This window comes from Flavobacterium sp. Root420 (assembly GCF_001427905.1).
Taxonomy (GTDB): Bacteria; Bacteroidota; Bacteroidia; order Flavobacteriales; family Flavobacteriaceae; genus Flavobacterium.
On sequence record NZ_LMEF01000030.1, the window covers coordinates 1 to 26390 of the forward strand.

The 26390-nt window shown below is 33.2% G+C and carries 26 protein-coding genes and 1 other RNA gene; 9 read left to right on the forward strand and 18 right to left on the reverse strand.

Features of this window, described 5'->3' with window-relative positions; all coding sequences use genetic code 11:
* Positions 1–213: 213 nt before the first annotated feature.
* The 3 genes from ASC72_RS17380 to ASC72_RS17390 form a co-directional block, all read right to left on the reverse strand.
* Entirely contained in the window at positions 214–912 is a 699-nt protein-coding gene (locus tag ASC72_RS17380; RefSeq protein WP_056193642.1) for a pseudouridine synthase, read from the reverse strand.
* Positions 913–1190: 278 nt separating this feature from the next.
* Positions 1191–1586, reverse strand: a transfer-messenger RNA (tmRNA) gene (gene ssrA / locus ASC72_RS23745).
* A 66-nt stretch (positions 1587–1652) separates the two neighbouring features.
* Complete coding sequence (locus tag ASC72_RS17390; RefSeq protein WP_056193649.1) at positions 1653–2855, reverse strand: serine hydrolase; 1203 nt, start codon at positions 2853–2855, stop codon at positions 1653–1655.
* A gap of 241 nt (positions 2856–3096) precedes the next feature.
* Between ASC72_RS17390 and ASC72_RS17395 the strand changes: the two genes are divergently transcribed.
* Positions 3097–4299: an NAD(P)-dependent oxidoreductase gene (locus tag ASC72_RS17395; RefSeq protein ID WP_056193653.1), complete on the forward strand. Its 1203-nt coding sequence runs from the start codon at positions 3097–3099 to the stop codon at positions 4297–4299.
* A gap of 125 nt (positions 4300–4424) precedes the next feature.
* On the opposite strand, the gene fumC is transcribed toward ASC72_RS17395, so the two are convergent.
* Positions 4425–5810: a class II fumarate hydratase gene (gene fumC / locus ASC72_RS17400; protein ID WP_056193655.1), complete on the reverse strand. Its 1386-nt coding sequence runs from the start codon at positions 5808–5810 to the stop codon at positions 4425–4427.
* A 339-nt stretch (positions 5811–6149) separates the two neighbouring features.
* Here fumC and ASC72_RS24385 point away from each other — a divergent pair, with 339 nt between their 5' ends.
* A complete protein-coding gene (locus tag ASC72_RS24385; protein ID WP_026984685.1) occupies positions 6150–6323 on the forward strand; it encodes a hypothetical protein in 174 nt (57 codons plus the stop codon).
* 142 nt (positions 6324–6465) lie between these two features.
* Here the strand turns inward: ASC72_RS24385 and ASC72_RS17410 are convergent, their stop codons facing one another.
* Positions 6466–8925 (reverse strand): outer membrane beta-barrel family protein, encoded by a 2460-nt coding sequence (locus tag ASC72_RS17410; RefSeq protein ID WP_056194517.1) that lies wholly within the window; start codon positions 8923–8925, stop codon positions 6466–6468.
* Between the two features lie 94 nt (positions 8926–9019).
* Positions 9020–9364 carry an arsenate reductase family protein gene (locus ASC72_RS17415; RefSeq protein WP_056193658.1) on the reverse strand — a complete coding sequence of 115 codons (345 nt, stop codon included), beginning with the start codon at positions 9362–9364 and terminating at the stop codon, positions 9020–9022.
* A 111-nt stretch (positions 9365–9475) separates the two neighbouring features.
* Between ASC72_RS17415 and ASC72_RS17420 the strand changes: the two genes are divergently transcribed.
* Positions 9476–10408 (forward strand): CPBP family intramembrane glutamic endopeptidase, encoded by a 933-nt coding sequence (locus ASC72_RS17420; protein ID WP_056193661.1) that lies wholly within the window; start codon positions 9476–9478, stop codon positions 10406–10408.
* A gap of 6 nt (positions 10409–10414) precedes the next feature.
* Positions 10415–11455: an AMP-binding protein gene (locus ASC72_RS17425; RefSeq protein WP_056193665.1), complete on the forward strand. Its 1041-nt coding sequence runs from the start codon at positions 10415–10417 to the stop codon at positions 11453–11455.
* 212 nt (positions 11456–11667) lie between these two features.
* Here the strand turns inward: ASC72_RS17425 and ASC72_RS17430 are convergent, their stop codons facing one another.
* The 3 genes from ASC72_RS17430 to ASC72_RS17440 form a co-directional block, all read right to left on the reverse strand.
* The gene (locus ASC72_RS17430) at positions 11668–12882 is read right to left on the reverse strand and encodes an RsmB/NOP family class I SAM-dependent RNA methyltransferase (RefSeq protein WP_056193668.1); all 1215 of its coding nucleotides are present in this window, start codon (positions 12880–12882) and stop codon (positions 11668–11670) included.
* Between the two features lie 147 nt (positions 12883–13029).
* Entirely contained in the window at positions 13030–15003 is a 1974-nt protein-coding gene (locus tag ASC72_RS17435) for a KUP/HAK/KT family potassium transporter (protein WP_056193670.1), read from the reverse strand.
* A gap of 132 nt (positions 15004–15135) precedes the next feature.
* Positions 15136–16443 carry a hypothetical protein gene (locus ASC72_RS17440; protein WP_056193672.1) on the reverse strand — a complete coding sequence of 436 codons (1308 nt, stop codon included), beginning with the start codon at positions 16441–16443 and terminating at the stop codon, positions 15136–15138.
* Positions 16444–16563: 120 nt separating this feature from the next.
* On the opposite strand from ASC72_RS17440, the gene ASC72_RS17445 reads away from it, so the two are divergent.
* Positions 16564–17625, forward strand: a complete 1062-nt coding sequence (locus tag ASC72_RS17445; RefSeq protein ID WP_056193675.1) for a hypothetical protein — start codon at positions 16564–16566, stop codon at positions 17623–17625.
* An 85-nt stretch (positions 17626–17710) separates the two neighbouring features.
* Here ASC72_RS17445 and ASC72_RS17450 read toward each other — a convergent pair whose 3' ends face one another.
* The 5 genes from ASC72_RS17450 to ASC72_RS24625 form a co-directional block, all read right to left on the reverse strand.
* Positions 17711–18169, reverse strand: coding sequence for a hypothetical protein (locus ASC72_RS17450; RefSeq protein WP_056193678.1), 459 nt, complete (start codon positions 18167–18169; stop codon positions 17711–17713).
* An 18-nt stretch (positions 18170–18187) separates the two neighbouring features.
* Positions 18188–18601, reverse strand: coding sequence for a hypothetical protein (locus tag ASC72_RS17455; RefSeq protein WP_056193681.1), 414 nt, complete (start codon positions 18599–18601; stop codon positions 18188–18190).
* 33 nt (positions 18602–18634) lie between these two features.
* Positions 18635–19177: an RNA polymerase sigma factor gene (locus ASC72_RS17460; RefSeq protein ID WP_056193684.1), complete on the reverse strand. Its 543-nt coding sequence runs from the start codon at positions 19175–19177 to the stop codon at positions 18635–18637.
* 101 nt (positions 19178–19278) lie between these two features.
* Entirely contained in the window at positions 19279–20418 is a 1140-nt protein-coding gene (locus tag ASC72_RS17465) for a transcriptional regulator (protein WP_056193687.1), read from the reverse strand.
* A 193-nt stretch (positions 20419–20611) separates the two neighbouring features.
* The gene (locus tag ASC72_RS24625; RefSeq protein WP_072972699.1) at positions 20612–20800 is read right to left on the reverse strand and encodes a hypothetical protein; all 189 of its coding nucleotides are present in this window, start codon (positions 20798–20800) and stop codon (positions 20612–20614) included.
* Positions 20801–20892: 92 nt separating this feature from the next.
* Here ASC72_RS24625 and ASC72_RS17470 point away from each other — a divergent pair, with 92 nt between their 5' ends.
* Positions 20893–21273, forward strand: a complete 381-nt coding sequence (locus ASC72_RS17470; protein WP_056193691.1) for a nucleoside triphosphate pyrophosphohydrolase family protein — start codon at positions 20893–20895, stop codon at positions 21271–21273.
* Between the two features lie 44 nt (positions 21274–21317).
* On the opposite strand, the gene ASC72_RS17475 is transcribed toward ASC72_RS17470, so the two are convergent.
* From ASC72_RS17475 to ASC72_RS17485, 3 genes are all read right to left on the reverse strand, one after another.
* Positions 21318–21677 (reverse strand): DUF4406 domain-containing protein, encoded by a 360-nt coding sequence (locus ASC72_RS17475; RefSeq protein WP_056193693.1) that lies wholly within the window; start codon positions 21675–21677, stop codon positions 21318–21320.
* Positions 21678–21747: 70 nt separating this feature from the next.
* On the reverse strand, positions 21748–22323 hold the full coding sequence (locus tag ASC72_RS17480) for a Crp/Fnr family transcriptional regulator (protein ID WP_056193696.1): 576 nt from the start codon (positions 22321–22323) through the stop codon (positions 21748–21750).
* 87 nt (positions 22324–22410) lie between these two features.
* Positions 22411–23481, reverse strand: coding sequence for a branched-chain amino acid aminotransferase (locus tag ASC72_RS17485; protein WP_056193699.1), 1071 nt, complete (start codon positions 23479–23481; stop codon positions 22411–22413).
* Between the two features lie 307 nt (positions 23482–23788).
* Here ASC72_RS17485 and mnmD point away from each other — a divergent pair, with 307 nt between their 5' ends.
* Both mnmD and ASC72_RS24630 read left to right on the forward strand, forming a co-directional pair.
* Positions 23789–24454 (forward strand): tRNA (5-methylaminomethyl-2-thiouridine)(34)-methyltransferase MnmD, encoded by a 666-nt coding sequence (gene mnmD, locus ASC72_RS17490; RefSeq protein ID WP_056193702.1) that lies wholly within the window; start codon positions 23789–23791, stop codon positions 24452–24454.
* A gap of 166 nt (positions 24455–24620) precedes the next feature.
* Positions 24621–24818: a hypothetical protein gene (locus ASC72_RS24630; RefSeq protein WP_026984669.1), complete on the forward strand. Its 198-nt coding sequence runs from the start codon at positions 24621–24623 to the stop codon at positions 24816–24818.
* A gap of 32 nt (positions 24819–24850) precedes the next feature.
* On the opposite strand, the gene ASC72_RS17500 is transcribed toward ASC72_RS24630, so the two are convergent.
* Positions 24851–25792, reverse strand: coding sequence for a LysR substrate-binding domain-containing protein (locus ASC72_RS17500; RefSeq protein WP_056193704.1), 942 nt, complete (start codon positions 25790–25792; stop codon positions 24851–24853).
* Between the two features lie 108 nt (positions 25793–25900).
* Here ASC72_RS17500 and ASC72_RS17505 point away from each other — a divergent pair, with 108 nt between their 5' ends.
* Entirely contained in the window at positions 25901–26380 is a 480-nt protein-coding gene (locus ASC72_RS17505; protein ID WP_056193707.1) for a Dps family protein, read from the forward strand.
* Positions 26381–26390: the final 10 nt, after the last annotated feature.

Here is a 26390-nt window from a genome sequence, read left to right on the forward strand (position 1 = left end):
AAACGCTTACAACGGATCTTTTTAAATCCCGTTATAAGCGTTTTTTTGTTGTCTAAAAAATAAACCTGATTAAAATAAGGGATGTTTTTCAGTGCCCTCGATTTCTCTGAAGCTTTTTTGTCTCGTAACGGGAAACATTGAAATAGCTAACCAGTTTTTTTGAGGATTGTTATAATATTTTAGTATGCGCGTCTTAGATTTCAAATTATTATTCTATTTATATTTACTCAAATCTAGATTAAGAATAGTGCCTACTCTGCTAAACTCTTCATTAATCTTTGCATTCAGGATTAGTCGTTCATTCTTTATTGGATGATTAAAAATTAACTGATGTGCATGAAGCATCATTCCTGTCAGGTCATAATTCTCCAACCATAATTTATTTTGTTTGTTACAACCATGTGGACGACTTCCTAAAATGGGATGAAAAATATGCTTGAAATGTTTTCGTAATTGATGCATACGTCCAGTTTCAGGAATCGCTTCTACCAAACAATATCGTGACGTTGGTTGATTGTTAAATTCTAACTCAACTTCGGCATTTTGCAAACGGTGAAAGTATGTTATTGCATTTTGTTTAACGTCATCATCATTGGTTAAATCATAATCAATCGTTAGTTCTTCGGGTGACCAACCACGTAAAATTGCTAAATATTTTTTTTCGACTTCGCGTGTGGCAAAACGATCATTCATAATTTTCAAAACCTCTTTATTCAACGCAAATAATAAGACACCAGATGTTTTGCGGTCTAACCGATGAATAGGATAAACGTGTCGGCCTCCTATTTGATTTCTCAATTCTTGAATAGCATACACTTTTGCATCGCGTGCATAAAATGATTTATGAACCAACAATCCACTTGGTTTATTAATTGCTATAATATATTCGTCTTGGTAAAGAATTTCTAACATTTGGCAAAAATAAAAGAGATTTCGATTAAAATCACTTTTATTACTTATTTAGTTCTATACTTTTCACGCTCTCGAAGTGTTCCTTGTGAAAAGCTGTACGAATACCGACTGATTTCGCACCCACAATCTAAATTAAGTTAAGAATACTTTGAGAAAAATAGTATAAAATAAAAAAGCTCCAGATTTCTCTGAAAGTATTTTTACTAATACTCGTGATAATGAAGAAAAAAAGATGTTTGATTTATAAAAAAACGGGATGATTTTGATATCATCCCGTCCAGTGGAGTCGCCGGGAATCGAACCCGGGTCCAAACAAGCAACTAAAGAGCTTTCTACGCGTTTATTTCCTGATTGGATTTTCAATGTTAAGTTAGGTCAGGAACAACCACTCAACACTTATCTTCTTAATTTCGAAATCCACCCGAAGCTCATGGAAATCTAGGTTTATTTTTACGGTTCTCCTATACTGAACGCCACAAACCAAGGCTTTCAAGGAGAATCCAGCTTCCCTATCTGATAGGGACGTGGCTAATCTTACTATAATTCAGATTATGCAGCTAAAGCGTAGTTATTTTCGCCGTGTAAGATTGTAAGATCTTATATTTACGAGCAAGGTCTCAATGCTCGACGTGCTTACTTTTCAATTCGACTTGCTGTCAAAACCAGTCGACCCCAAAATTGAGTTTGCAAATTTATACTATTTGTTGTTAGATAAATAATAAATTTGACTTAAAATTATATTATTCTTCGTCCTTGAAATTAAAAGGATAATCTCCAAAAATTGGTGCCAGTTTGCGAACTGCATACGTATTTCGGGTCATTTTATTGGATAAGGCAAGAATGGTAACATTTTCTTTCTTTAAAGTAATGTAAGATGAGGTATTACCATGCCACCAGCCATTATGGAAATAGAAATTTTGTCCGGTTTCCCAATTGATCATTCGGATACCTAATCCATAATTTTTTGTACCTTTTCTTTCATTGCTGTAACCTGTAAATACTTCTTTTAGCAAAGCAGGTTTCAAAAAGTCAGGTGAATTTCTGGCTCTGTCAAATTTTAAAAGATCGCGAACAGTCGAAAAGATATTTTTATCTCCGTAAACATTATCGAGATAATCAAAACCAATTTCTGCACCATTGCCTTTGTATGAAGGAACAATTTTTTTTCTATCCTTGTCATCATCAAAAACATAAGTATGTCTCATGCCTAAAGGTTTAAAAATGATTTCAGACATTGCTTCCTTATAAGTCAATCCGGTAACTTTTTCGATGATAAGCGCCAGCATTGCGTAATTGGTATTGCAATAACCAAAACGTGTTCCTGTTTTTGATTCCAATCCAATATCTTTTGTTGCTAAAATATCTAAAATGGCTGCATTGGTAAGCTGATTGTGCCTGTCCCAAACGGATTTGTCGTGGTCTGTAAAATAGGCGTAATTACGCATGCCGCTGCGATGACTCAAAAGCATTCGGACTGTACAATCTTCATATGGAAATGTTTTTAAAATTGTATTTACTTTTTGGTCCAGATCAATTTTACCTGCATTGACCAATTTTAGAACAGCTGTAGCAGTTAAAACTTTACTGACAGAAGCAATTTGTACAGGAGTATCTGCCGTTATTTTGGTGCCTTCGTTTTTATTGGCATATCCATTATATCTTTCAAAGATAATCTGACCATTTCTGGCAACCAGAAAGCTGCCGTTCATACTGTTGTTTGGCCAGTTTTTAACGTAAAAATGATTTATTCTTCCTTTTACTGAATTGATATAAGCCTGGCTAAGTCTCTTCTCCGGACCTAATGGCTTCATCTTTGGCATTGTATCTTCAACTGTTGGAGTAGTGTCAACAATTGTTTTTTTATCTTTTCCGCATGAGCTTAAAACTAAGATTAGAAAAAGTATTTGTGGTATATTTGTTTTTTTTAGGAGACTCATTTTCATCATTCTTTAAAAACAAATATATAGAATTCAATATTTATGTTTTTGTTTTTTTGACTCCTTTAAAAAACTTATTTTAACATTGTTTTAACTTCTTTTTTTGTTAGTTAATTGTGCATCAGCTAGTAGCGTTATAAAAATGTTTGAAATAAGAAAATAACAACAAAAATTTAACTAATTTTGTTATATTTGAAACAAATTGAATTAAAAAAGTTATATTAATACCTATCTTAATCTCGTATAAATGAAATTTGGAATTATAAAAGAAAGAAAATCCCCACCAGACAGACGTGTAGTATTCTCACCTAATGAACTTGCTAAATTAAAACAGCTTTATCATGAAGCCACTGTTGAGGTTGAAAATTCTGATATCCGAATTTTTTCAGACGCCCAGTACAAAAGCATGGGTATAACTGTTACGGATGATGTTTCGGATTGCGACGTTTTATTCGGTGTAAAAGAAGTTCCTGTTGAAAATTTGATTCCAAACAAGGCCTATTTCTTTTTTTCGCATACCATAAAAAAGCAACCTTATAATAGAAAACTATTAAAGGCAATTTTAGAAAAGAATATCGATTTATACGATCATGAAACTATTGTTGATGCTGAAAATCGTCGTTTAATTGGCTTCGGAAAATATGCCGGAATGGTTGGTGTTTATAACGGAATTCGTGCTTTCGGAATAAAATTTGAATTGTTCAAATTGCCTAAAGCCGAAACATTAGCGGGGAAAGAAGCTTTAATCGCGCACTTAAAACGCATTACTTTACCACCTTTGAAATTTGTTGTTACAGGAACCGGAAAAGTAGGGAGTGGTGCAAAAGAAATTTTAGACGCCATTAAAGTAAAAGAAGTTACGGTAGATAATTATTTGACTAAAAATTATACACAGTCGGTTTACGTGCAGTTGGATGTTTTAGAATATAACAAACGAATTGACGGCCGGGTTTTAGATTTTAATGATTTTACCTCGCATCCTGAAGCCTATGTTTCTGATTTTGAAAAATTCACTAAAGTGTCTGATATTTATTATGCAGGTCACTTTTATGACAATGCAGCGCCAATGATTTTAACACAGGAAATGCTGAATGCAAGTGACTGCAAATTAAGAGTCGTTGCTGATATTTCATGTGATGTTAACGGACCAATTGCCTGCACATTGCGTTCTTCGACAATTGAAGAACCTCTTTATGGGTACTTTCCATTAGAGAATAAAGAAGTTGACGTTTTTCATCCTGCAGCAATTGTAGTGATGGCAGTTGATAATTTACCATGCGAAATCCCGAAAGATGCAAGTGAAGGTTTTGGAGAACAATTTATGGAACATGTTATTCCTGCATTTTTTAATGGAGACAAAGACGGAATTCTACAACGCGCCAAAATTACAGAGAAAGGAAAATTAACTCCAAGATTTGCTTATTTGCAAGATTATGTAGACGGGAAATAATTATTAATTTGTGAATTATTTTTCACACTTTCATTTAAAAAAAGAGCTTCATAAAACTTAAAATTTATGAAGCTCTTTTTTTAAATTAATAATTCACAATTTACCATTCACCATTCACAATTAGTTTAAACCATTTCTTCCGGTTTTACCCAGTCATCAAAATCTTCTGGAGTAACATATCCCAAACGAACAGCTTCGTCTTTTAAGGTTGTTCCGTTTTTGTGAGCTGTTTGCGCGATTTCCGCAGCCTTATAATATCCAATTTTTGTATTTAAAGCGGTAACCAACATTAACGAATTATCTACTAACTCTTTAATACGTTTGTAGTTCGGCTCAATTCCCTGAGCGCAATGTTCGTCGAATGAAACGCAGGCATCACCCAATAATCGTGCTGATTGAAGGAAATTTGCCGCCATAACCGGTTTAAAAACATTTAATTCATAATGTCCCTGCATTCCGCCAACGGTAATTGCCATGTCATTTCCAATTACTTGTGCGCAAACCATAGTTAAGGCTTCACATTGTGTTGGGTTTACTTTTCCAGGCATGATAGAAGATCCCGGTTCATTTTCAGGAATGTGAATTTCTCCAATTCCGGATCGAGGGCCTGAAGCCAGCATTCTAATATCGTTGGCAATTTTGTTTAAAGACACTGCCAATTGTTTCAAAGCACCATGTGTTTCAACAATAGCATCATGTGCCGCCAAAGCTTCAAATTTGTTTTCTGCCGTTACAAAAGGGTGATTGGTAAATTCGGCAATATATTCGGCTACTTTTTTGTCGTACCCTTTTGGCGTATTAAGTCCGGTTCCGACAGCGGTTCCACCCAGAGCAATTTCTGATAAATGCGCCAAAGTGTTTTTAAGCGCTTTTAAACCAAAAGACAATTGAGCGGTATAACCTGAAATTTCCTGACCTAAAGTTAAAGGTGTGGCATCCATAAGATGCGTACGGCCAATTTTTACGACGTCTTTGAATTCGTTCGCTTTCGCGGATAATGTAGCGTGTAATTTTTCGACTCCGGGAATTGTGGTTTCCACGATCATTTTGTATGCCGCAATATGCATTCCGGTTGGGAAAGTATCGTTTGATGATTGTGATTTATTGACATCATCATTGGCTTTTATAAATTGTTCGCCTTCGCCAATTTTAAAACCTTTTAGGACTTGAGCGCGATTTGCAATTACTTCATTTACATTCATGTTACTTTGCGTGCCTGAACCGGTTTGCCAGATTACAAGTGGAAATTGATCGTCTAATTTTCCTTCTAAAATTTCGTCGCAGACTGCTGCAATAGCATCTCTTTTTTCTATAGGTAAAACACCGAGATCATAATTGGCATAAGCAGCTGCTTTTTTTAGATAAGCAAAACCTTCGATGATTTCTGGTGGCATCGAGCCAGACGGTCCAATTTTGAAATTATTTCGGGAACGTTCAGTCTGTGCACCCCAATATTTATCTGCCGGGACTTGTACTTCGCCCATGGTGTCTTTTTCTATTCTGTATTTCATTATATATGTGTGTTTGTTGTTTGTTGTTTGGATGACTAAAAATTCAAAATGTTATTAAAATGAATGGTCTTTTGAAAATGATTCCCTAGCCCTGATGGAAACGGCATCCTTTTATGGTGGGGTTCACCATAAAAGATATAGTGGACAGCAGGAACCAGCTCCTGAAAACACTCATATTCTTCTAATTTAGGTAGTTAAATAATAATTGAAAAAATCCCTTATTTAAAATGAGTTTAAATATACGGATAATTGTGTTTTTATAAAAATTGATTTGGATTTTATTGCTAAGGAAAAATATAAAACTTACATTTGTCCTTACATTCAAAAATTCCGGAAAACATGTTTGAATTTTCACAGTACTTAGGCTTTTTACTTTTCTTGACCATACTAACTATAGGGTTTTGGTTGATGTTTTTCTTAGTTGGTTTCGTATCTTATTGGGTTACGGGAGCAAGCTGGGAAATGTTCAAAGAGAAAAGAGCAAAAAAGAGACAAGAAGAACAATCAATTTAATTTTAAATTGACTTCATAAAGAAAGGACCCGTTTATACGAGTCCTTTTTTTTTGTAAAAAAAATTCCAAATTCCAATTTTAAAAACTTTTATAAGTCTTACTATTGGAATTTGGAATTTTTATTTTTGGAATTTAACCTATATTATCCAGGAAAATCTCCGCCACCGTCTTCATTTCTAGGCTGGGCATTCTTATCTCTTTCACTTTTAGGTTTGTTGAAACGATATGTAAACGATAAATTGAATTGACGTTTACGAAATTGCATTTCACCATAAGAAGTTTGACTTTCAAATGTTGCATCATTCTGAAGGTACGTATACGATCTCATAATTCTTGAGTTGAAAATATCGCTGATATTGAAAGCAATAGTTCCTTTGTCCTTTAATACATCTTTGCTTAAAGCGGTATTCATAGCAAATTGGCCTAAGTTTTTACCCTGTGCTGTTTTTTGCTCTCCATTATAAGTACCGTTTAATTGCCAGTCTATTTTGTATGGTAGAGTTATTTTTGAGCTAATTCTGGCAAACCAGGTATTGGCTTGGTTATCAAGATTCTGAACAACATCGTTTCCATTGGTGTCTGTATAAGTGTTTGACCCGGTAGTTTTTACATTATAAAGATTGAAGTTACTGTTTATTCTCCACCATTTGTATGGATTGTAATTGAATGTAAATTCAAAACCAAATTTTTGCTCTTCTCCTAAGTTGATCGGTCTGCTTAGAATAACCGGAATTCCGTTTACTTCCTGACCGTTTGGCGTTCTCACAAAACTGAAAACATCTTTTGTATCTTCAAAATAAGCTGATGTTGTAAAAGTTACTTTTTCCCAACGCTTGATATATCCAATATCGTATTTGTCAGTTAATGAAGGATCTAAATCTGGATTTCCCTGAAAAATATTAACGTTACTTGAATAGTTTACTGCCGGATTCATGAAACGTCCTCTTGGTCGCGTTAAACGTTTACTATAACTGGCTGTAAAGTTACTTTGATCTGAGATTTCATAACTGATAAAAGCACTTGGAAACAGGTTGTTGTATTTTTTTGTATTGAAATCGTTAGTGTCTAACAAGTTAACCTGTATATTAGTGTCTTCCCAACGTAAGCCAAACAAATAAGAGAATTTGTTTACTTTAAATCCGTATGAAGTATATAGCGCATTAATGTTTTCTTTGTATTCTAAAGTGTTTGATAAATTTGGGTCGTTTACACCCTGATCATCAGTAACGAAATATTCGTTGTTTAGATCACCAAAACTCCCTTTGTATCCAGCTTCAAGTTGACTTCCTTTTCCTAAAGGCAATACATAATCCGCCTGTACCTGAATTTGTTTCTGAACCTGATCGTTTAATGTAGTATTGAAATTTGGTGACGCTGTAATGATACTATTACTGTCGTCTGTATTTCTTGAAATCGATAAATCGGCTGTAAGTTTGTGTCCTTTGTCGTTGAAATTTTTAATTAAATTAGAAGTATATTCTACATTTTCACTTCCGGTATCACCATTATTTAAACGATACGAAGATCCTGTAAAAGCATGAGCGGCATCAAAGTTGTTATAATTGATTAAGTCTGTCGTACTTCCTGAATTTTTTTGATAATTAATAGCATTTGTCCAAAAAGTATTTGGTGCAACTGTCCATTCTATACCAGCTCTTCCGTTAAATCCCTCATTTGTTCTTTTTGTATCACGATCTTCATCCAGATATCCCTTTGGTGTGCCATCAGCATTAAAATAAGAGGTATTAGTTTCTCCACCACCTTCATTAGTTCTGTAGTTATAACCTGCTGTAGTGAAATAGTTTAATTTCTCTGTCTTATAGTTCAAATTAGCACTTAAACCATAAGTTTCCGGAAGTCCGGTAGAGGCTATAAAAGTTCCGTTTACACCTTGGTTTTTACCTTTTTTAAGGATAATATTAATCAAACCTGAACCACCTTCAGCATCATAACGGGCTGATGGATTGGTAATAACTTCAACTTTATCAATGGCATCTGCAGGAAGCTGACGTAAAGCCTCAGCAACATTTATAGCGTTTGAAGGTCTTCCGTCAATTAAAATTCGGATATTATCACTTCCTCTTAAGCTTACATTTCCTTCAGTATCAACAGAAACAGAGGGAACATTGTCTAAAACGTCACTTACAGTTCCGCCTTTTACCATCATATCCTGACCAACGTTGTATACTTTTTTATCCAGTTTTATTTCAACTGTAGATTTTTCGGCACGAACCACAACTTCATTCAATTGTGCTGCATCTTCTGATAAATTTACAACTCCTAAACTGGTATCTCCTGAAATGGTTTTTCCTTTGATTTCAGTCGATTTAAATGAAATAAATTCAACTTTAATATCATAAGTTCCGGGAGCAACAGCTACTTCAAATTCACCTTTTGGGTTGGTGATTCCGCCTGCAATAACTTTGGTGTCATTAGGAGCCATGATCGAGATTGTAGCATACTCAAGTGGTTGTTTGCTAACTTTTTCGAATACTTTTCCGGTAACTTTTACCTTGTTTTTGCCAGAAGGTGCCTGTTGTGCATAGTTGTAAAAACTTGTAAAAAAAAGAACAAGTAATACAGCAAATTTGATTTTTTTCATTGTTATTTTTGGTTTCATTTACTCTTAGACGGCAAATGTAGCCTTTGGTTTAAAGAGTGAAATCACAAAAAAATGTTAATTCGATACTTTATATTCAGTCTAAAAAAGAGGCAACGGCGTCTAAATCTCTGCCAATAATGGCCTTTCCATCTTTTATGACAATCGGGCGTTCAATCAAAATGGGATTGTCAACCATTGCCTGAATGATTTCATCGTTAGTCATTGCTTTTCCTTTATAATTTTCAATCCAGATTTTTTCTTTAATTCTAATCAATTGAATTGGGTCCAGGTTTAATTTTTCAAGTAAAACCTTTAAATCATCAAATGTTGGAGTGTCTGTTAAATAAGGAATAATTTCATATTCCTGATTGGCCTGATCTAAAAAAGCGAGGCAAGTTCTTGATTTTCCGCAACGTGGATTGTGATAAATTTGTATCATTTTGTTATATTTAGGATGTTGTAAGATAGTTAATGCAAAATTGGGTATTTTAGCTACACCAAAAATAAGATTTACTTATTAAATGGAATTCTCATTTTTAAATTTTAAAGTATGTTTTTAGAACAAGGAATTAAACCTCAGAATAAATTCTGGCTATATCTTATTGGGTCAGTTTTAATCATTATCGCATCTTTTATCGGACAAATTCCTTTTTCTGTTGCTATTTTGTATTCTATTTTTAAAAACAAAAAAGCTTTTCCGACAGATAATGCTGAGGTTATGAGAATTTTTGATCCAAATCTAACATTATTTCTGGTTATGATCTCTTTTGTCTTTGCTTTTGCCGGAGTTTACTATGTTGTAAAATATTTGCATAATCAAACGCTTTTATCAGTAACAACATCAAGAAAAAAAGTAGACTGGAGCCGTATTTTATTTTCATTTGTAGTATGGTCTATTTTTTCAGCGTTAAGTTTTTGGGCAGTTTACCTGAGGTCTCCGGAAAATTTCGTGTGGAATTTTAAATTAATTCCCTTTCTAATTTTAGTGTTAGTTGGAGTAATAATGATTCCCATTCAAACTAGTACTGAAGAATATGTCTTTAGAGGATATTTAATGCAGGGATTTGCCAATTTGGCACAAAACAAATGGTTTCCGCTTCTCATGACTTCTTTAATTTTTGGATCGATGCATGTTTTTAATCCTGAAGTGACAAAGATGGGCTACGTTATTATGATTTACTATATAGGAACCGGGTTGTTTTTGGGGGTTATCACGCTAATGGATGAAGGAATAGAACTGGCCTTAGGATTTCATGCTGCTAACAATTTAGTTGGTGCAATATTAGTGACTTCAGATTGGTCGGTTTTTCAGACCTATTCTATTTTTAAAGATATGTCAGAGCCTTCCGCCGGGCTGGATGTTATCCTTCCTATTTTTGTGGTGTATCCTATTTTACTCTTCATTTTTAGTAAAAAATACAATTGGAGCAATTGGAAAGAGAAATTAACAGGGAAAATTATTACCTTAGAGTCACCAAATTAAATACTTATGTTAGAATTAACGCACAAAAACGTTCACAACCATTTTAGAATAAATGGATTCCATTTAAACGCAATTGATTTGTGTCGTGTGGCTTATGATTATATAAAAGAAGGAAATGCGAATGAACAGGCGATAGGCGAATTTTTGTTGGATTGGTTCGATGACAAGGAGTATATTGAAATGAGAACTTCGGGGACAACAGGACTTCCTAAAGTGGTGAAGTTAGAAAAACAAGCCATGATTCAATCGGCATTAGCTACAGGTGATTTCTTTGGGTTAGAGCCTCACAATAAAGCTTTACTTTGTTTACCTGTACAATTTATAGCAGGTAAAATGATGTTGGTTCGAAGCTTAATTTTAGGACTAGATTTAGATATAGTAACGCCAAGTACAGATCCGCTTGCCTTAAATGAAACACAATATGATTTTGTTGCTATGGTACCGTTACAGGTTCAAAATTCGATTGAAGCTTTACGAAATGTAAAAAAGTTAATTATCGGGGGCGCAAAAATGGATACAACGCTTGAAGCGAAACTTTTGCCTTTAAAAACGGAGATTTACGAAACCTATGGCATGACGGAAACCATTACCCATATTGCAGCAAAGAAACTGGGGGAAAATGTTTTTACCGTTTTACCAAATGTAAATATTGCTCAGGATGATCGGGGTTGTCTGGTTATTACAGTTCCTGCTATTTCTGAAGAACCAATTGTTACAAATGATTTGGTTGAGGTGGTAAGAGAAAATCAATTTATTTTTTTAGGAAGAATTGATAATGTAATTAATAGTGGAGGAGTGAAGCTGATTCCGGAGCAAATAGAAGCAAAGCTAATTGAAAAAATAGATTCCAGATTTTTTGTAACGGGATTGCCTGATCCTGTTTTAGGAGAAAAATTAGTTCTGGTTGTTGAAGGAGAAAAGCAAGATTTTTCTTCTGACTTTTTTGATGTTTTACATAAATTCGAAAAACCAAAAGAAATAGTTTTTGTGCCAAAATTCAAAGAAAATGAAAATGGAAAGTTGTTAAGAAAGCCAAGTTTACTTTAATTAAATTCCAAAATATAAATTCCAAATTCCAATTTTGATATAGCTCCAACGGGATAAGACAATCATTTCAGGTATTTTATAATCCTAAGGAAACAAAAAATTCCAAATCCCCATTGTAAAGTTGGAATTTGGAATTTTTTTATTGGAATTTAATCCCAAAGTTAGAATTTAGAATTGGGATTTGGAATTTTTTATTTTTTGGAATTTGAATTTTACGCTTTCCTTTCTAAAAGAGCCATATAAAACCCATCAAAACCAGATTCTGAAGCCAAAATTTTACGATCTTTTATAAATGTAAATTGTTTTCCGATTTCAGTTTTTAAGAATTTCTCCACTTGTTCCTGATTTTCTGATGGTAATACAGAACAAGTTGCGTAAACTAATTTTCCGCCTGGTTTGACAATTTTAGAATAACTCTCTAAAACTTCAGACTGCACCTTACGGATATTATCGATAAACTCAGGTTGTAATTTCCATTTCGCATCCGGGTTTCTTTTTAAAACTCCTAAACCACTACATGGCGCATCAATTAAAACTCTGTCTGCTTTTTCATGTAATTTTTTGATCACTTTTGTAGTGTCAATAATACGATATTCGATATTAAAAGCGCCATTTCTTTTGGCTCTTAATTTCAATTGTTTCAATTTACTTTCATACAAGTCCATTGCAATCAATTGTCCTTTGTTTTCCATTAAAGAAGCAATATGTAATGTTTTTCCTCCGGCTCCGGCACAAGTATCTACCACACGCATTCCAGGTTTTACATCAAGAAAACCAGCAACCAATTGTGAGTTGGCATCCTGAACTTCAAAAAGCCCTTGTTTAAAAGCATCTGTTAAAAATACGTTTGCTCTTTCTTTTAAAACTAAAGCTTCCGGCTGATCTTTTAAATATTCTGTTTCAATATTTAAATCCATCAACGTATTTCTTAAACTTTCCTTAGTTCCTTTAAGTGTGTTTGTTCTTAAAATAACTTTTGCAGGTTGGTTTTGAGCCGCAATTTCGGTCGACCAAACTTTTTCTCCCAATTCTTTTACGCCTAATTCATCCATCCAGTCCGGAATAGATTCTTTTAGGGCTCTAATTTTTGAAAGTTCGTCAAAACGGCCTTTTATTTTTCTTTCAGGAGTTCCTTCCAATTGTCTCCAATCCGGAATAGGATATCCTCTTAAAACTGCCCAAACAGCAAACATTCTCCATAAATTGTCTCTGTCAAAAGGTTCTTTAACTTCGGCAATTTCAGCGTATAATCTTTTCCAACGAACAATTTCGTATATCGTTTCAGCAACAAACTTCCTGTCAGAACTTCCCCAACGTTTGTCTTTTTTTAATGCTCTTGCTACCACTTTGTCTGCATATTCTCCTTCATTGAAGATTGCATTTAAAGAATCGATGGTAGTATAAACTAAATTTCTGTGTAATCTCATTTTAATTATTTGAGTTGCAAAGGTACTATTAATTGATTGAAAGTTAAATTTTTAATTTTGATTGTTATTTTTCGACTTTCACTAAAAGAAAAAAAACACTCTGATAAAGTTTAAAAGAGTGTTTTTCTAAGTTATTTTATAAATGATTTATTTTATAATTCGGGTCAATCCGATGTTTTCCGGAGCGTGAAGCACCATTGGGAATTTTTCAATTTTTACCGAACTACTATCCAAACCAAAAGCTCTTTCTTCAGATAAACTCAGTTTTTTAATGAAGAAGTAGGAGTTCATAATGATGTTTTCATGCCATCTTAAATCGTTGTCATTTGATAAGAACTTCTCAGACAATACAAATTTAAAGTCACCAATAATATTGTTTTTGTTCAATGATTCGTAACGGCTGGTAATATCCACTTCGCCACGTTTTACCATATCGCGAATTACTTCTCTGAACATTAAATTGATTTTGGTAGGCTCTCTAAATCCTAAGTTAAAATCGATTCTGTAAATATCGTCTTTTGCAATTTCGGTAACTTTATATTGTGTTTTATAAGGTTCTGTCAAAATGTTTACGTGAACGAACCAGTAAATATCAGCTCTTTTTGGACGTTTTTGCAGAATCGAATAAATTACTTTTTCCTCGAGTTCATCAACGCGATTCGCATTTGTCATGTATACTAAATGCGTTGCGTATTTAGGGATCGAAAGATCTTCGCTCAGCTCCATTAAAACTTTCTTATAATCATCAATCTTGATAATTTTAGTGTAGCTTTTATTAATTTTCTTAGCCAAATACCAAATCGTCATGATCGAAATAAGCATGATCGCAATGATTAAAGTTACGTAACCACCTTCGGCAAATTTGGTAATATTTGCAAAAAGAAAACTGAATTCAATTATTAAATAAATCGTAATCAGCGGAACCATAAAGTATAGTTTCACACGTTTCATGATTAAATAATAATTCAATAAAATGGTTGTCATGATCATACATAAGATAATGGCAAGACCGTATGCATGCTCCATATTTCCTGATTCCTGGAAGTGCAATACGATGCCCACACAACCAAAAAACAATAACCAGTTGATTGACGGAATATATAATTGTCCTTTTACTTCAGTAGGATATTTAATTTTTACTTTTGGCCAGAAATTCAAACGCATTGCTTCATTGATCAATGTAAATGAACCACTAATAAGTGCCTGAGACGCAATTACGGCCGCCAAAGTAGCTACTACAATTCCGAATGGCAGGAACCAATGTGGCATGATAAGATAAAACGGGTTTCCGTTTTCTCCACCTAATTGTTGTAAAGTGTTTCCTTCGTGGTGAATTAAATAAGCAGCCTGACCAAAATAGTTTAAGACCAAAGTTGTTTTTACAAAAATCCAGCTAATTCTGATGTTTTTTCTTCCACAGTGACCCATGTCAGAATAAAGTGCTTCAGCTCCCGTAGTACATAAAAATACAAAACCTAAAACGAAAAAACCATCAGGATGTATCGATAACAGGTGATAAGCATAATATGGATTAACAGCTTTTATAACCTCCGGATGATTTAGGATTTGGATAGCTCCCAATGTTCCCAACATTGCGAACCAGATTAGCATCATCGGAGCAAAAAACTTCCCAACCAGCTTTGTCCCAAATTGTTGAATGGTAAATAATATGAATAAAATTCCGATTACAATATAGACAATGGTCGAAGTTTCCATTGTGGGATAGAATGCCCTGATCCCTTCTACTGCAGAGGAAATCGAAATGGGAGGGGTTATAATTCCATCAGCAAGTAGCGCGCTCCCCCCAATAATGGCGGGTACAATGAGCCACTGGATTTTGGTTTTTTTAACTAAGGCATACAAAGCAAAAATACCTCCTTCACCATGATTATCAGCACTTAGTGTTATAAGAACGTATTTTATAGTAGTCTGTAAAGTCAGGGTCCAAAAGACACATGAGATTCCACCTAAAACAATATCCGCATTAATTGCATATTCACCAAGTATGGCTTTCATTACATACAATGGGGATGTACCAATATCTCCATAAATAATCCCTAATGTGATCAATAAACCTCCAATAGACAACTTACTGTGTAAGTTTTTATGCGCTGCGCTCATGTATATTTTTATAAAAGACGGTTGCAAATTTACTGTTTTAAAATAAATTAGCGTCAATTAATAGTAAAAATAAAAAAAAGCACAATTGTTTAATTGTGCTTTTAGTTTTATTATAGAAAATCTGTTTTCAAATTACATTCTTCTACCGCCGCCTCTTGAACCTCCGGAGTTGTTCTCTCTTTGTGATTGACCTCCTCCTCTTGACTCCTGACTTACTCGTGGCGCTTCAGATCTTTGAGCATTTTGTGGTCTTGCAGTATTCGCTCTGTTTTCAGAGTAGCTTCTTGGTGCTTCTGCTCTTGGAGACGAAGCCGCTCTGTTAGTATTCATTCTATTATCTGAATTTCCTCTGGAATTATTCATATTATTATCATAGTTTCGTGGAGCTTCTGCTCGGGGAGTTGCAGCTGTTCTGTCTGTACTCATTCTGTTTTCTGAATTTCCTCTTGAGTTATTGTTTTCAGAATAATCACGTCTTGGTTCAGCAGTTCTTGGAGTATTTTCAGCTCTCGAAGGCACACTTACTCTGTTCTGATTGTCTCTGCTTGCAACAGGATTTGAGTTGTAATTTCTATCAGAAGTTGTTCTGTTTTGATTATTATCTCTGTTTATATTTCTGGTATTGTTATCAGAAACTCTATTCGTATTAGATCTGTTACTGTTGTAAACATTCGAATTTCTGTTTGTTTCTCTGCTTGCAACACGTCTTTGGTCTAATTCGTATCTATTACTAACGTTAGAATGTCTTTGCGCAAAACTATTGTTCGGACGCATTCTTTCATATCCGTAAGCACGTCTTGATTCGTATAAAACAGGAGCCCTGTAGCTTCTTCTGTAGTTTACGTAATTGTAACGGTTGTTTACATTTATACATACATTGATGTTATTTCTGTATCTGTAAATTGGATAAGGTCTCCAGGCATAATAGTATGTTGGATAATATCCCCAGTTCCAGGTAGAAATATAAGGTCTGTAGTTTGTTATCCAGAATGAGGTATAAATTACCGGAGCTACGCTGTAAACGGGCTCATAAATATAGTTTGCACCATATAAATAACTGTTACCAACAACCTGAACGCTTACCTGGTTAGAATTATCACGCTCTACGTCGATTGTAGCAATATCCTGATACACGTCACGATCAAGAACTGCCTGAATAATTACTACGTGAGTTCTGGCCTCTACAGATTCGATTACACGAAGATAATCAACCTGATCATCACCATTTAAATCAAGATTTGATATTTGATATTTTGGATCATTTAAACGTCTTTCGAAATCCTGTAGATTAGCTGATTCTCCGAAAATGGAAGCAACAGCTCTTAAATCTAAATTATCGCTGATGTCTGAATTTTTTGCATATACTGTGGTTTGGCTTTGTGCAGAACAAGAGCTAAAACCTATTGCTAAGAACACTAAAAAAAGTACTTTGGCTTTCATGGCAAATTATATTAAAGATTAATATTCTGAGATATCCAATTACTGTGCCAGAAAAAAAAACAAAACGTATTTTATATGTTGTAAATAATTGTATTTTAGCACCAATAAATCTTAACCTGTATGAAAAAAGTATTATTATTTTGTTGCGCTTTTATTTTGTTTATGTCCTTTAAAACATTGAGTGATAGCGATAAAGGGATGGTTTTTGGTGGTTTTACATCAATGCAGATAGACACATTATTTCAGGATAAGATTAGTATTAGAGCCATCGTTATTGATAAAAATAAGGTTTGGTATGGAGGGGATAATTCTCGCTTTGGGTATTATGATTTAGATAAAAAAGAAAAATTTGAAGAACATATTTATCGCGATACTTTAAAATTAGAGTTCAGAAGTATTGCTCAAACTTCAAAAGATATCTTTTTATTAAGTGTAGGAAATCCTGCATTACTTTACGCTGTTTCTAAAAAAGACAACAAAATGAGGTTGGTTTATAAAGAAGTGCATCCAAAAGTTTTTTATGATAGTATGCAGTTCTGGAATGATAAAGAAGGAATCGCCATTGGAGATCCAACCGAAGACACTTTTTCAGTGATTGTTACACGTGATGGAGGAGAGACCTGGACAAAATTATTGTCAGATAAATTACCAACGAATTCTCAGGGTGAAGGAGCTTTTGCGGCAAGTAATACCAATATTGTAATAAAAGGAGATGAAACGTGGCTAGTTTCAGGAGGAAAAAAAGCCCGTGTTTTTTATTCGCCGGATAAAGCTAAAACCTGGAAAGTAATTGAAACCCCTATTGTTCAGGGAAAACCAATGACGGGTATTTTTACTGCCGATTTTTACGATTCTAACCATGGGTTTATTGCAGGTGGGGATTATGAACTTCCGAACAAAAAATCAGGTAATAAAGCTTTTACTACTGATGGAGGAAAGAGTTGGTTGTTAATAGGTCAGGATATGGGATTTGGTTACGCATCATGTGTGCAATACGTTCCGGGAGGAAATGGTAAAGAAATTATTTGCGTAGGCTCTGAAGGAATACAATATTCTCAAAATGGTGGTGAAAACTGGACACAATTATCTACTGATTCGAAGTTATTTACAATTCGTTTTATCAATAGAAATACCGCAATTGCTGCAGGTCATAATAAAGTGGTAAGACTTCGATTTAAATAGTTAAAAAAAATAGTTAAAAAATAATAAGCCCCCTAAATAATAAAGTAAGTATTATTATATAGGGGGCTTATCGCTGTTGTTTCTTTTATTTGCCGGCTTTTTCTTTATACTGTTTTAGCAATTTTCGGTTAAAATCGTCTTCAGATTTTTTAAGCTTTAATATCTTTTTATGTGAAAGTATCTTCTTAAGATTTGACATGTATTTTTCTCGTAAAAGATAAAGTTCCTTATCTGTACTTTCGATTTGACATAAAAGGGTAGCTGCTTCTTTTTCTGAAATTGAATTGATCTTGTCATCATCCAGCTTATTCATATAAGTCTTCATTTTATCATGACGCAACTCATATTGTTTGTCATCAAAAGCGTTATAAATAGGCCAGAATTTCTCTGCTTCGGTCGAAGTAAGCTCAAGTTCTGTAGTTAAAAAGGATACTTTGTAGGCTTTGATTTTTTCGCGTTTTTCATCTACTTTTTTATCATTTTGGGCATAAAATGAAAAAGTGATTAGGAACATAAATAACGGTAGTATGTTTTTGAATTTCATCTTTTTTTAATTTTTATCTTATTCTGAAATTAAATTTTCAATATTAGGGTTTGAAGACAAAATATCTTCTAGCGTTTCCTGTTCAAGAACTACGCTTTTTCCAAGTTTGTCAATATCTTTTGTGTCAAGCTCCTTTATTAAATCATATTGATTTAAATTGGATTGATAGGATAAATAAGTTTCTATAGTAGCTTCATCAAGATTTTTTGATGTTGCATTGTAATTGTTTACTACAGGGATCATAAGAGCTATTACAATTGCAGCAGCAGCCATTAGCGAAAGTACTTTTTTACGTTTGTAAATCGGAATTACTTTTACTTCTTTTTCGTTTATTTGCTGTAAAACTTTTGCCGATAAATCATCAAAGTAATGATCCGGAGTTTTAAACCCGGTTTTTATTTTTGGCTCGTTTTCTAATTTAAATGCTTTCATAATGTCTATAAGATAGGTTTAGTTACAAAAGGTTTAATTTGACGTAACATATAATTCAATTTTTTTAACTGCATGATGATAAGAAGCTTTCAATGCACCGACTGAGGTTCCTAAAATTTCTGCAATTTCTTCGTATTTTAGCTCTTCAAAATATTTCATTTTAAAGACTAATTGTTGTTTTTCCGGTAATGTGACAATCGCTTTCTGAAGTTTAATCTGAATTTCGTCTCCATCAAAATAAACATCAGCTTTTAAATTGTCTATGGTTTTGTTTTGCAATGCTTCAGATGTTATTCCGTTTAGCTTTGCTTTTTGGTTTAGGAATGTTAATGCTTCATTGGTAGCAATGCGATACATCCAGGAAAAGAGTTTACTTTCTCCTTTAAAGCTTTTTAAATACTGAAAAACTTTCACAAAAGTATTCTGTAAAACATCATCTGTATCATCATGATTCAAAACAATGTTTCGAATATGATTATACAACGGTTTTTGATAATCAGACAAGAGCTTTTGAAACGCAGTATTTTGCGTTTTAGGATCTAATAATTGTGCTATAAATTCCTTCTCGTTTGTCAAGCTTTAAACTTTATCTTGTTACCACATATAAAGTTAGGAATTTTAACTCTATATCAGTTAGAATGAATTTTAAACAAAAGGTTTAATCGTCTTTACTTTTTTTAGAATTCCGAATCTTCTTCTTCAGTTGTTTTTGGTGTAGTTGGAGCAGGAGTTGCAGGTTTTGCAGTTTGTGTTTGGGTCTGAGGTTGATAAACAGGAACTTTTGCAACCGGAATTACTTTAGGTTTCGTTGGAAAATAAATTTCCGTCATTAATTTTGACGGACTTTTTACATCCAATTTGCTAATGGTCCATATTTCAAGATGTGACCAACTTAATTCAGGAGTGATTTTTTCATTGTTAATAAAAGCTGTTGTTTTAGCAATAGCTTCATTTATATGTGTGTAATCTCCTTTTAAGGTTGTTTTTACAGCTTCAAACCCATTTAGTTTTCCTGCTGTAATATCGCTTCCTGCACTTGTCGAGATTTCTTTGTTGATTGGTAAGCAAATTGAAATTTTAGCCAATCCACTAGCAGTATCATAAGTATGGTAAATAATAAACGGTTTTCCGTTGGTAGATAAGCCATTCGTTTCACTAAATTCTATTAGTTTCGGAATTACAATTCTGGCATTTTTATTTACTTTCTGAATTTCGCTTGTAAAAGTTTGTTTAATGTAAGGTGTTTCGATTTTCTTAACAACACCATTTACTTTTATCGTGTAAGTTTTGGTTTCGTAATCCAGGTTTTTATCAATGTTAGCAAGACTTTTTTCAGAAACGGTTCCAATAATATTATTTGAACCTCCATTTAAGGCAGTATAGATTTTAAACAAAAAACTCATGGTTCCTTTGGCTTTCCAGGTTACTTTGGTTTTACCTGCCAGAGTATCTTTAAATGTCCAGTTAACATCAGCCTGAGTGCCATCAAAATTGATTTTTTGCTGAATACTTTCCCCTTCTTTTGTTTTAAGGGTTATAGCATTTCCTTTTCCATCAGTACCTTCCCAATAAAATGAAGCGCCATTTCCTACTGTTTTGTTCGGAAAAGTCATTCGCATAGTAGGGTCTTCTACTGACCAGGATTCAAAATCTTCATAATTTCTAAAATCGTTTACGTAGTTATAAACAGTAATTCGTGGTGAGTTTATGACTTTGCTTCTCTCTACAGAAAAAATCCCTTTTTGTGTGGCAACAAAAACGGTTAGCGCAACTAAGCTTAATAACGATAAAAGAAATAAATATTTTAAAATCTTCATTGGTGTAGGTTTGGTGTCGTAAAGTTATAAATTTTATTACTAGTCGCACTATAGCAGAAAAAAAATAAAATTATACTTTTTAAATTGTTTCTTCAGGTTAAAATCAACTTCAGACAAAGCGATTCTGATGTAGTTTAATTGTAAAACTTCGGCATTTATTTTATATTTTTAAATATAGAAATAAATTACGGAATTACCTTTTAAAAAAGAATTTGATGACAAACAAAATGGCAATAAAAAGTAGGAAAACGATTAAGACTTTATAATTTCCTTTGTAAAAAATTTTGTGCAATGCCAGATCTTTTCGATAAGCAAATATCATTACGATTACAAAGGCGATGAAAAAACAGACTGCGAATATTAATTGTCCCTGACTAAACATAGTTGAAATTATTTTTGGCAAATTTAGAGAATTGTATATGAATAGTTGCTAATTTGGCTTTTCATTTCATTAAAAAACAAATTTATCTATATATGAAAAAACAAATAGACGCAGTTAAGGAATTTCATACTGCTTTTAAAATAGGACATAGCGAAACACCAATTGCTGATGTAGGCGAAACCAAAAAATTTCTTCGTTATAATTTAATGAAAGAAGAAAATGAAGAATATCTTGATGCAGTTCAGAATAATGATTTGGTCGAAATTGCTGACGCTCTTGGAGATATGATGTATATTTTATGCGGAACCATTATCGAACATGGTTTGCAGGATAAAATTGAAGCTGTTTTTGATGAAATTCAGCGTAGTAATATGAGTAAATTAGGTGAAGACGGGCAACCTATTTATCGTGAAGACGGAAAAGTTATGAAAGGCCCAAATTATTTTAAACCTGATTTTTCTAAATTACTGTAAAATAAAAAACCTAATAGGCTTAAAAACCTATTAGGTTTTTTATTTTATAACGCTTCGTTGGGAATGTCTTCTAAACGATAATAAATTTTCAATCCTCTTTCTTTGGCAATTCTAACATCATTGTCTGCTCCTTTTGATTCTCCTTCAAGACGAAGAACCGCATCGCATTTTTCAAGAAGTCGATGAGCCACGGGATATTGTATTTCATCCCAAACGCTATCGCCAATATGTTTTGAGCCAGCTAAATGCATTAATGGCAGCGCTATCCATTCGCCAATTAATGGCAAATGCCCCATTTTGAATAAAGGAAGCGCTACGGCTTCTAATTTGTCTAAATTTTGCTGAATTAATTTAGGATCGTCGTTTGTTCCACCACGATAAGGACCTGCAATAAGTATAACCATAGCTTTATTTTTTATAAAGCAAAGCACGTAAAGATAGTAGAGTAAAAAAATAATGTAGTTTAAGAAATAACTATTTTTTAATGGCTCTTATCATACTTAAAAATTCAGGTGTAATGCCTAAATAAGATGCTATTTGTTTTTGAGTAACTTGTTTTGCTACCTGCGGATACTTTTCTAAAAAGATATAATAACGATGCTCTGCTGATAGTGAAAGGTTTTGAATGACTCTTAACTGTTCTCTTATATAAGCATTTTGCATAATGATTCTGAAAAAACGTTCGAATTTTGGGATTTTAAGATAAAGATCATCTAAATCTTCTTTTCGTAAATGAAATATAACGCTTTCTTCTATTGTTTCAATATTTAGAATGGCGGGCTGTTGATTTATAAAACAAGCTATATCAGTAATCCACCAATCAGCAATTGCGAACATTATGGTTGATTCTTTTCCTTCTGCACTTCTGTAAAATGCTCTTAAAGTTCCTGATTGTACAAAATTAATCGCGCTGCAAGTTTCTCCTTCTTTTAAAATAATGCTTTTTTTAGGATATTTTTTTTCCTTCAAAATTGAAAGAAAATAAGATGTTTCATTCTCATCAAGTGAAATATGTTTTGCAACATTTTTTAAAATTAGATTTTTAGTCATTTTTTAGCAGTTATAAAACAAATATAAAATAGAAAACCCGACAACTTCTAAAAGCTGTCGGGTTTTGTTTTTATATAAGTCTTTTGATTATTGAACTTTAACAGTCCATCCAAAAGTATCTTCAGAAAGTTTGTTTTGAAGACTTGTAAGTTTTTCTTTTAAAAGAGAAGCATAAGAATTTTCAATTGGAGCCATTTCATAATAAACATCCTGATAAGAGAATCCTTTGATTACGCTTACAACAGCTGCAGTTCCGGCTCCGAAAATTTCTTTTAACGATCCGTTTTTAGCTGCTTCAACTAATTCTGAAACAATAACAGGACGAACATCTACATTAAGACCTTCTTTTTCTGCCATAGCAATCAAACTTTTTCTGGTAATACCATCTAAAATTCTTTCACTTGTTGGAGCAGTCAATAAAGTATCGTTAATTCTAAAGAATACGTTCATTGTTCCTGCTTCTTCCAGTTTAGTATGCGTTGCATCATCTGTCCAGATTACTTGTTGGAAACCGTCTTTATTTGCCAGGTTTGTTGGGTAAAACTGTGCAGCATAATTTCCTGCCGCTTTTGCAGCTCCAATTCCACCATTTGCAGCTCTACTATAATGTTCTGCAATAATTACTTTTACTTCACCAGCATAATATGATTTTGCAGGAGATAGTAAAATCATGAATTTATATTCGTCAGAAGGATTTGCAACAACTCCGGCGCCAGTTGCAATCATAAATGGGCGGATGTACATACTGCTTCCGTTTCCTCTTTGAATCCATTCCTGGTCTATTTTTAATAATTCATTCAAACCATCCATAAAAATAGATTCCGGAACTTCTGGCATTGCCATACGAACTGCAGAATTATTGAAACGCTTATGATTTTCATCAGGTCTAAACAACCAAACATCATTATTGACATCTTTATAAGCTTTCATTCCTTCAAAAATAGCCTGGCCATAATGAAAGACTTTTGAAGAAGGATCCATCAAAATAGGAGCATATGGCTTAATGACAGGAGTTTGCCATTCCCCATTTTTAAAATCACATTCGAATAAATGGTCTGTGAAAACAGCACCAAAGCTTAAGTTTTCAAAGTCTACTGCGCTTATTTTTGACGAAGTAGCTTTTCTGATTTCAATTTTGCTTGTTTGAGTTGTACTCATAATAATATATGTTTTATCTAATTTTCATCGCAACAGAATGAATTCTAAAGTAATGATTTGGTGTAAAATAGGTTTTATTGAATGCAAAATTAAGTAAAAATATATAAATTACTTACTAAAACCGCATTAATTACGCTGTTTAACTGAGATTTATTTATCCTATAATAAACCTAAAAAAATCACTGACTTTTATAAAGAATTTATGAAAAAAGTATCGATTTTTAAGGCTTTACGCATTTGTTTTGACTAAATTTGACTAACAAAATGCGCTGAAAAACAATATAATTACATTGATAATATCGAAAAAGTGGAAAGAGAAATAATTAAAACGCTAGATGGCTCAACAACAATTCATTTGAAAGAGTGGGATGAGTGTTATCATTCTAAACATGGTGCCATTCAGGAAGCAAAACATGTATTTATAAAAAACGGACTCTCCTTATTTGAAAATAAGCCGGTTAGTATTCTTGAAATTGGTTTTGGAACTGGTCTAAATGCTTTTATCACTTTTTTAGAATCAATAGAAAAAAAGCAGCAGATTGATTATGTTGGAGTAGAAGCTTATCCTGTTGACGCAAAAGAAGTTTTAGGAATGAATTATGTGGATGAACTTGAAGCAGGTGATTTTGAAAGTATCTTTCAGAAAATGCATGAAGTCGGGTGGGATCAAAAAAACGAAATTAGTTCCGAATTTTCCTTAACTAAAAGAAAACAATTTTTTGATGAAATAAACGATTTTGAAGCTTTTGATTTGATTTACTTTGATGCCTTCGGATATCGTGTGCAACCTGAATTATGGAGTACAGAAATTTTTCAGAAAATGTACAATAGTTTAAAACCAAATGGCGTTTTAGTAACATATGCCGCCCGGGGAGTTGTTAAAAGAAGCATGATTGAAGTAGGATTTACGGTCGAAAAATTGGCAGGTCCTCCAGGAAAACGCGAGATGTTTCGGACGTTTAAAAAGGTTTAAATGAGTTATTTAGAATTATTCTATATTGATTTATCCGTACTAAGAAAACGGTTTCGTTGCTAAAGTTTTTAAAAAAAAGAGTTAAAATGAAGTGTTGTATAGGTTATTTGTTTAAATTTGCTGCGAGTTTAAAAATATAGATAACCCCCCAAAATCTTATTTTATTATGTCAAAAATGATGTTTGATTACACGAAATCAATACTTGAGAGAGTTAGTTTCGATCCGATACTTTTCTGCAAAGAAGTAGAAAAAGCTATCAAAACGCTGTTACCGTATGAGATGGAACAACTGAAAGAATGGTTGTTGAATTTTATTATTGAAAAACCAGAATTAAAACAAAGTCTACTACTAATTAAAGTATAAAAAAAGGAGCCAATTTGGCTCCTTTTTTATTTTTATTTCTTTTGTAGCGGACTGATGATTTGAACATTCTGAAAAACGATTGCTCCTTTTACAACGCCGGCAATGGTTGATCGAAGCGCGTCAATGATTTGCATTTTTAATTCGCTCTTCGGGTAAATTAAACTTACCTCACGAGCAGGCTTTGGTTCCTTAAAATTACGAAGTTTCAGCTTGTCGGAATCTTTTAAATCCATGGTGTGCAAGTACGGTAGTAACGTTGTGCCCAGTCCTTCGTCGGCCAATTTTATCAGTGTTTCAAAACTTCCGCTTTGAATCTGAAAATTGTTTTGTTCGATATCAGTTCCGTTTTTGCATAAATTCAATATACCATCTCTAAAACAATGCCCGTCTTGCAACAACAAAATTTCATTGATATTTAAATCGGAAACCTCAATTTCTTCTTTCTGAAAATTGACATGATGCTCTGGTATATAAGCCACAAAAGGCTCAAAATACAAAACGATCTCTTTTATTTTTTCATCTTCAAGTGGAGTAGCGGCAATTGCAGCATCCAAATGACCATTTTTAAGTTTTATGATAATTTCATCTGTGTTCAATTCTTCAATCAAGAGTTTTACTTTTGGATATTTTTTAATGAAATTGTTCAGAAACATCGGTAAAAGTGTTGGCATAATCGTCGGAATAATTCCCAAACGAAATTCTCCGCCAATAAAACCTTTTTGCTGTTCTACAATGTCTTTGATTCGATCCGCTTCGTTTACAATGTTTTTAGCCTGATTTACAATTTTCTGACCAATATCTGTAAGTTGAATGGGTTTTTTGCTTCTGTCGAAAATTAAGATATTAAGTTCATCTTCAATTTTCTGAATCTGCATACTTAAAGTGGGTTGGGTCACAAAGCATTTTTCGGCGGCAAGAGTAAAGTTTTTGTGTTCGGCAACAGCTAACACATATTGTAATTGAGTTATAGTCATTTTGATAGTATTTTGTGATGCAAAAATAAGAAAATATAATTTTTTTTTATAACTTTTTTATAGAAGTTCCTTTAAATTTGTAGTAACTTACTGTAAAATAATAAAAACATGAAAACGAATATTTTAGGATTGCCTGTAAAAGAGTCAGAATTATTAGTAAAAGAATTGAATGTATTATTGTCTAATTTTCAGGTTTACTATCAAAATTTAAGAGGAATTCATTGGAATATTAGAGGTAAACGTTTCTTTGATTTACATGTAAAGTTTGAAGAGTTATACACAGATTCTCAGTTAAAAATTGATATGATAGCGGAAAGAGTTTTAACAATTGGAGGAACACCTTTACATACTTTTGAAGATTATATTAAAAATAACAAATTAACCGTTGGAAAAAATATCTCAAATGATGAAAAAGCAGTTCACCTGATCGTTACTTCTTTGTCTGATTTGCTGAAAATTGAAAGGGAAATCCTAAAACAATCAGCTGAAATCAATGATGAAGGTACAAATTCGATGATGAGCGACTTCATTGCAGAGCAGGAAAAAACGATCTGGATGATGAATGCATGGCTTGAAGAAGAGCTGTAATTCGTTGTTT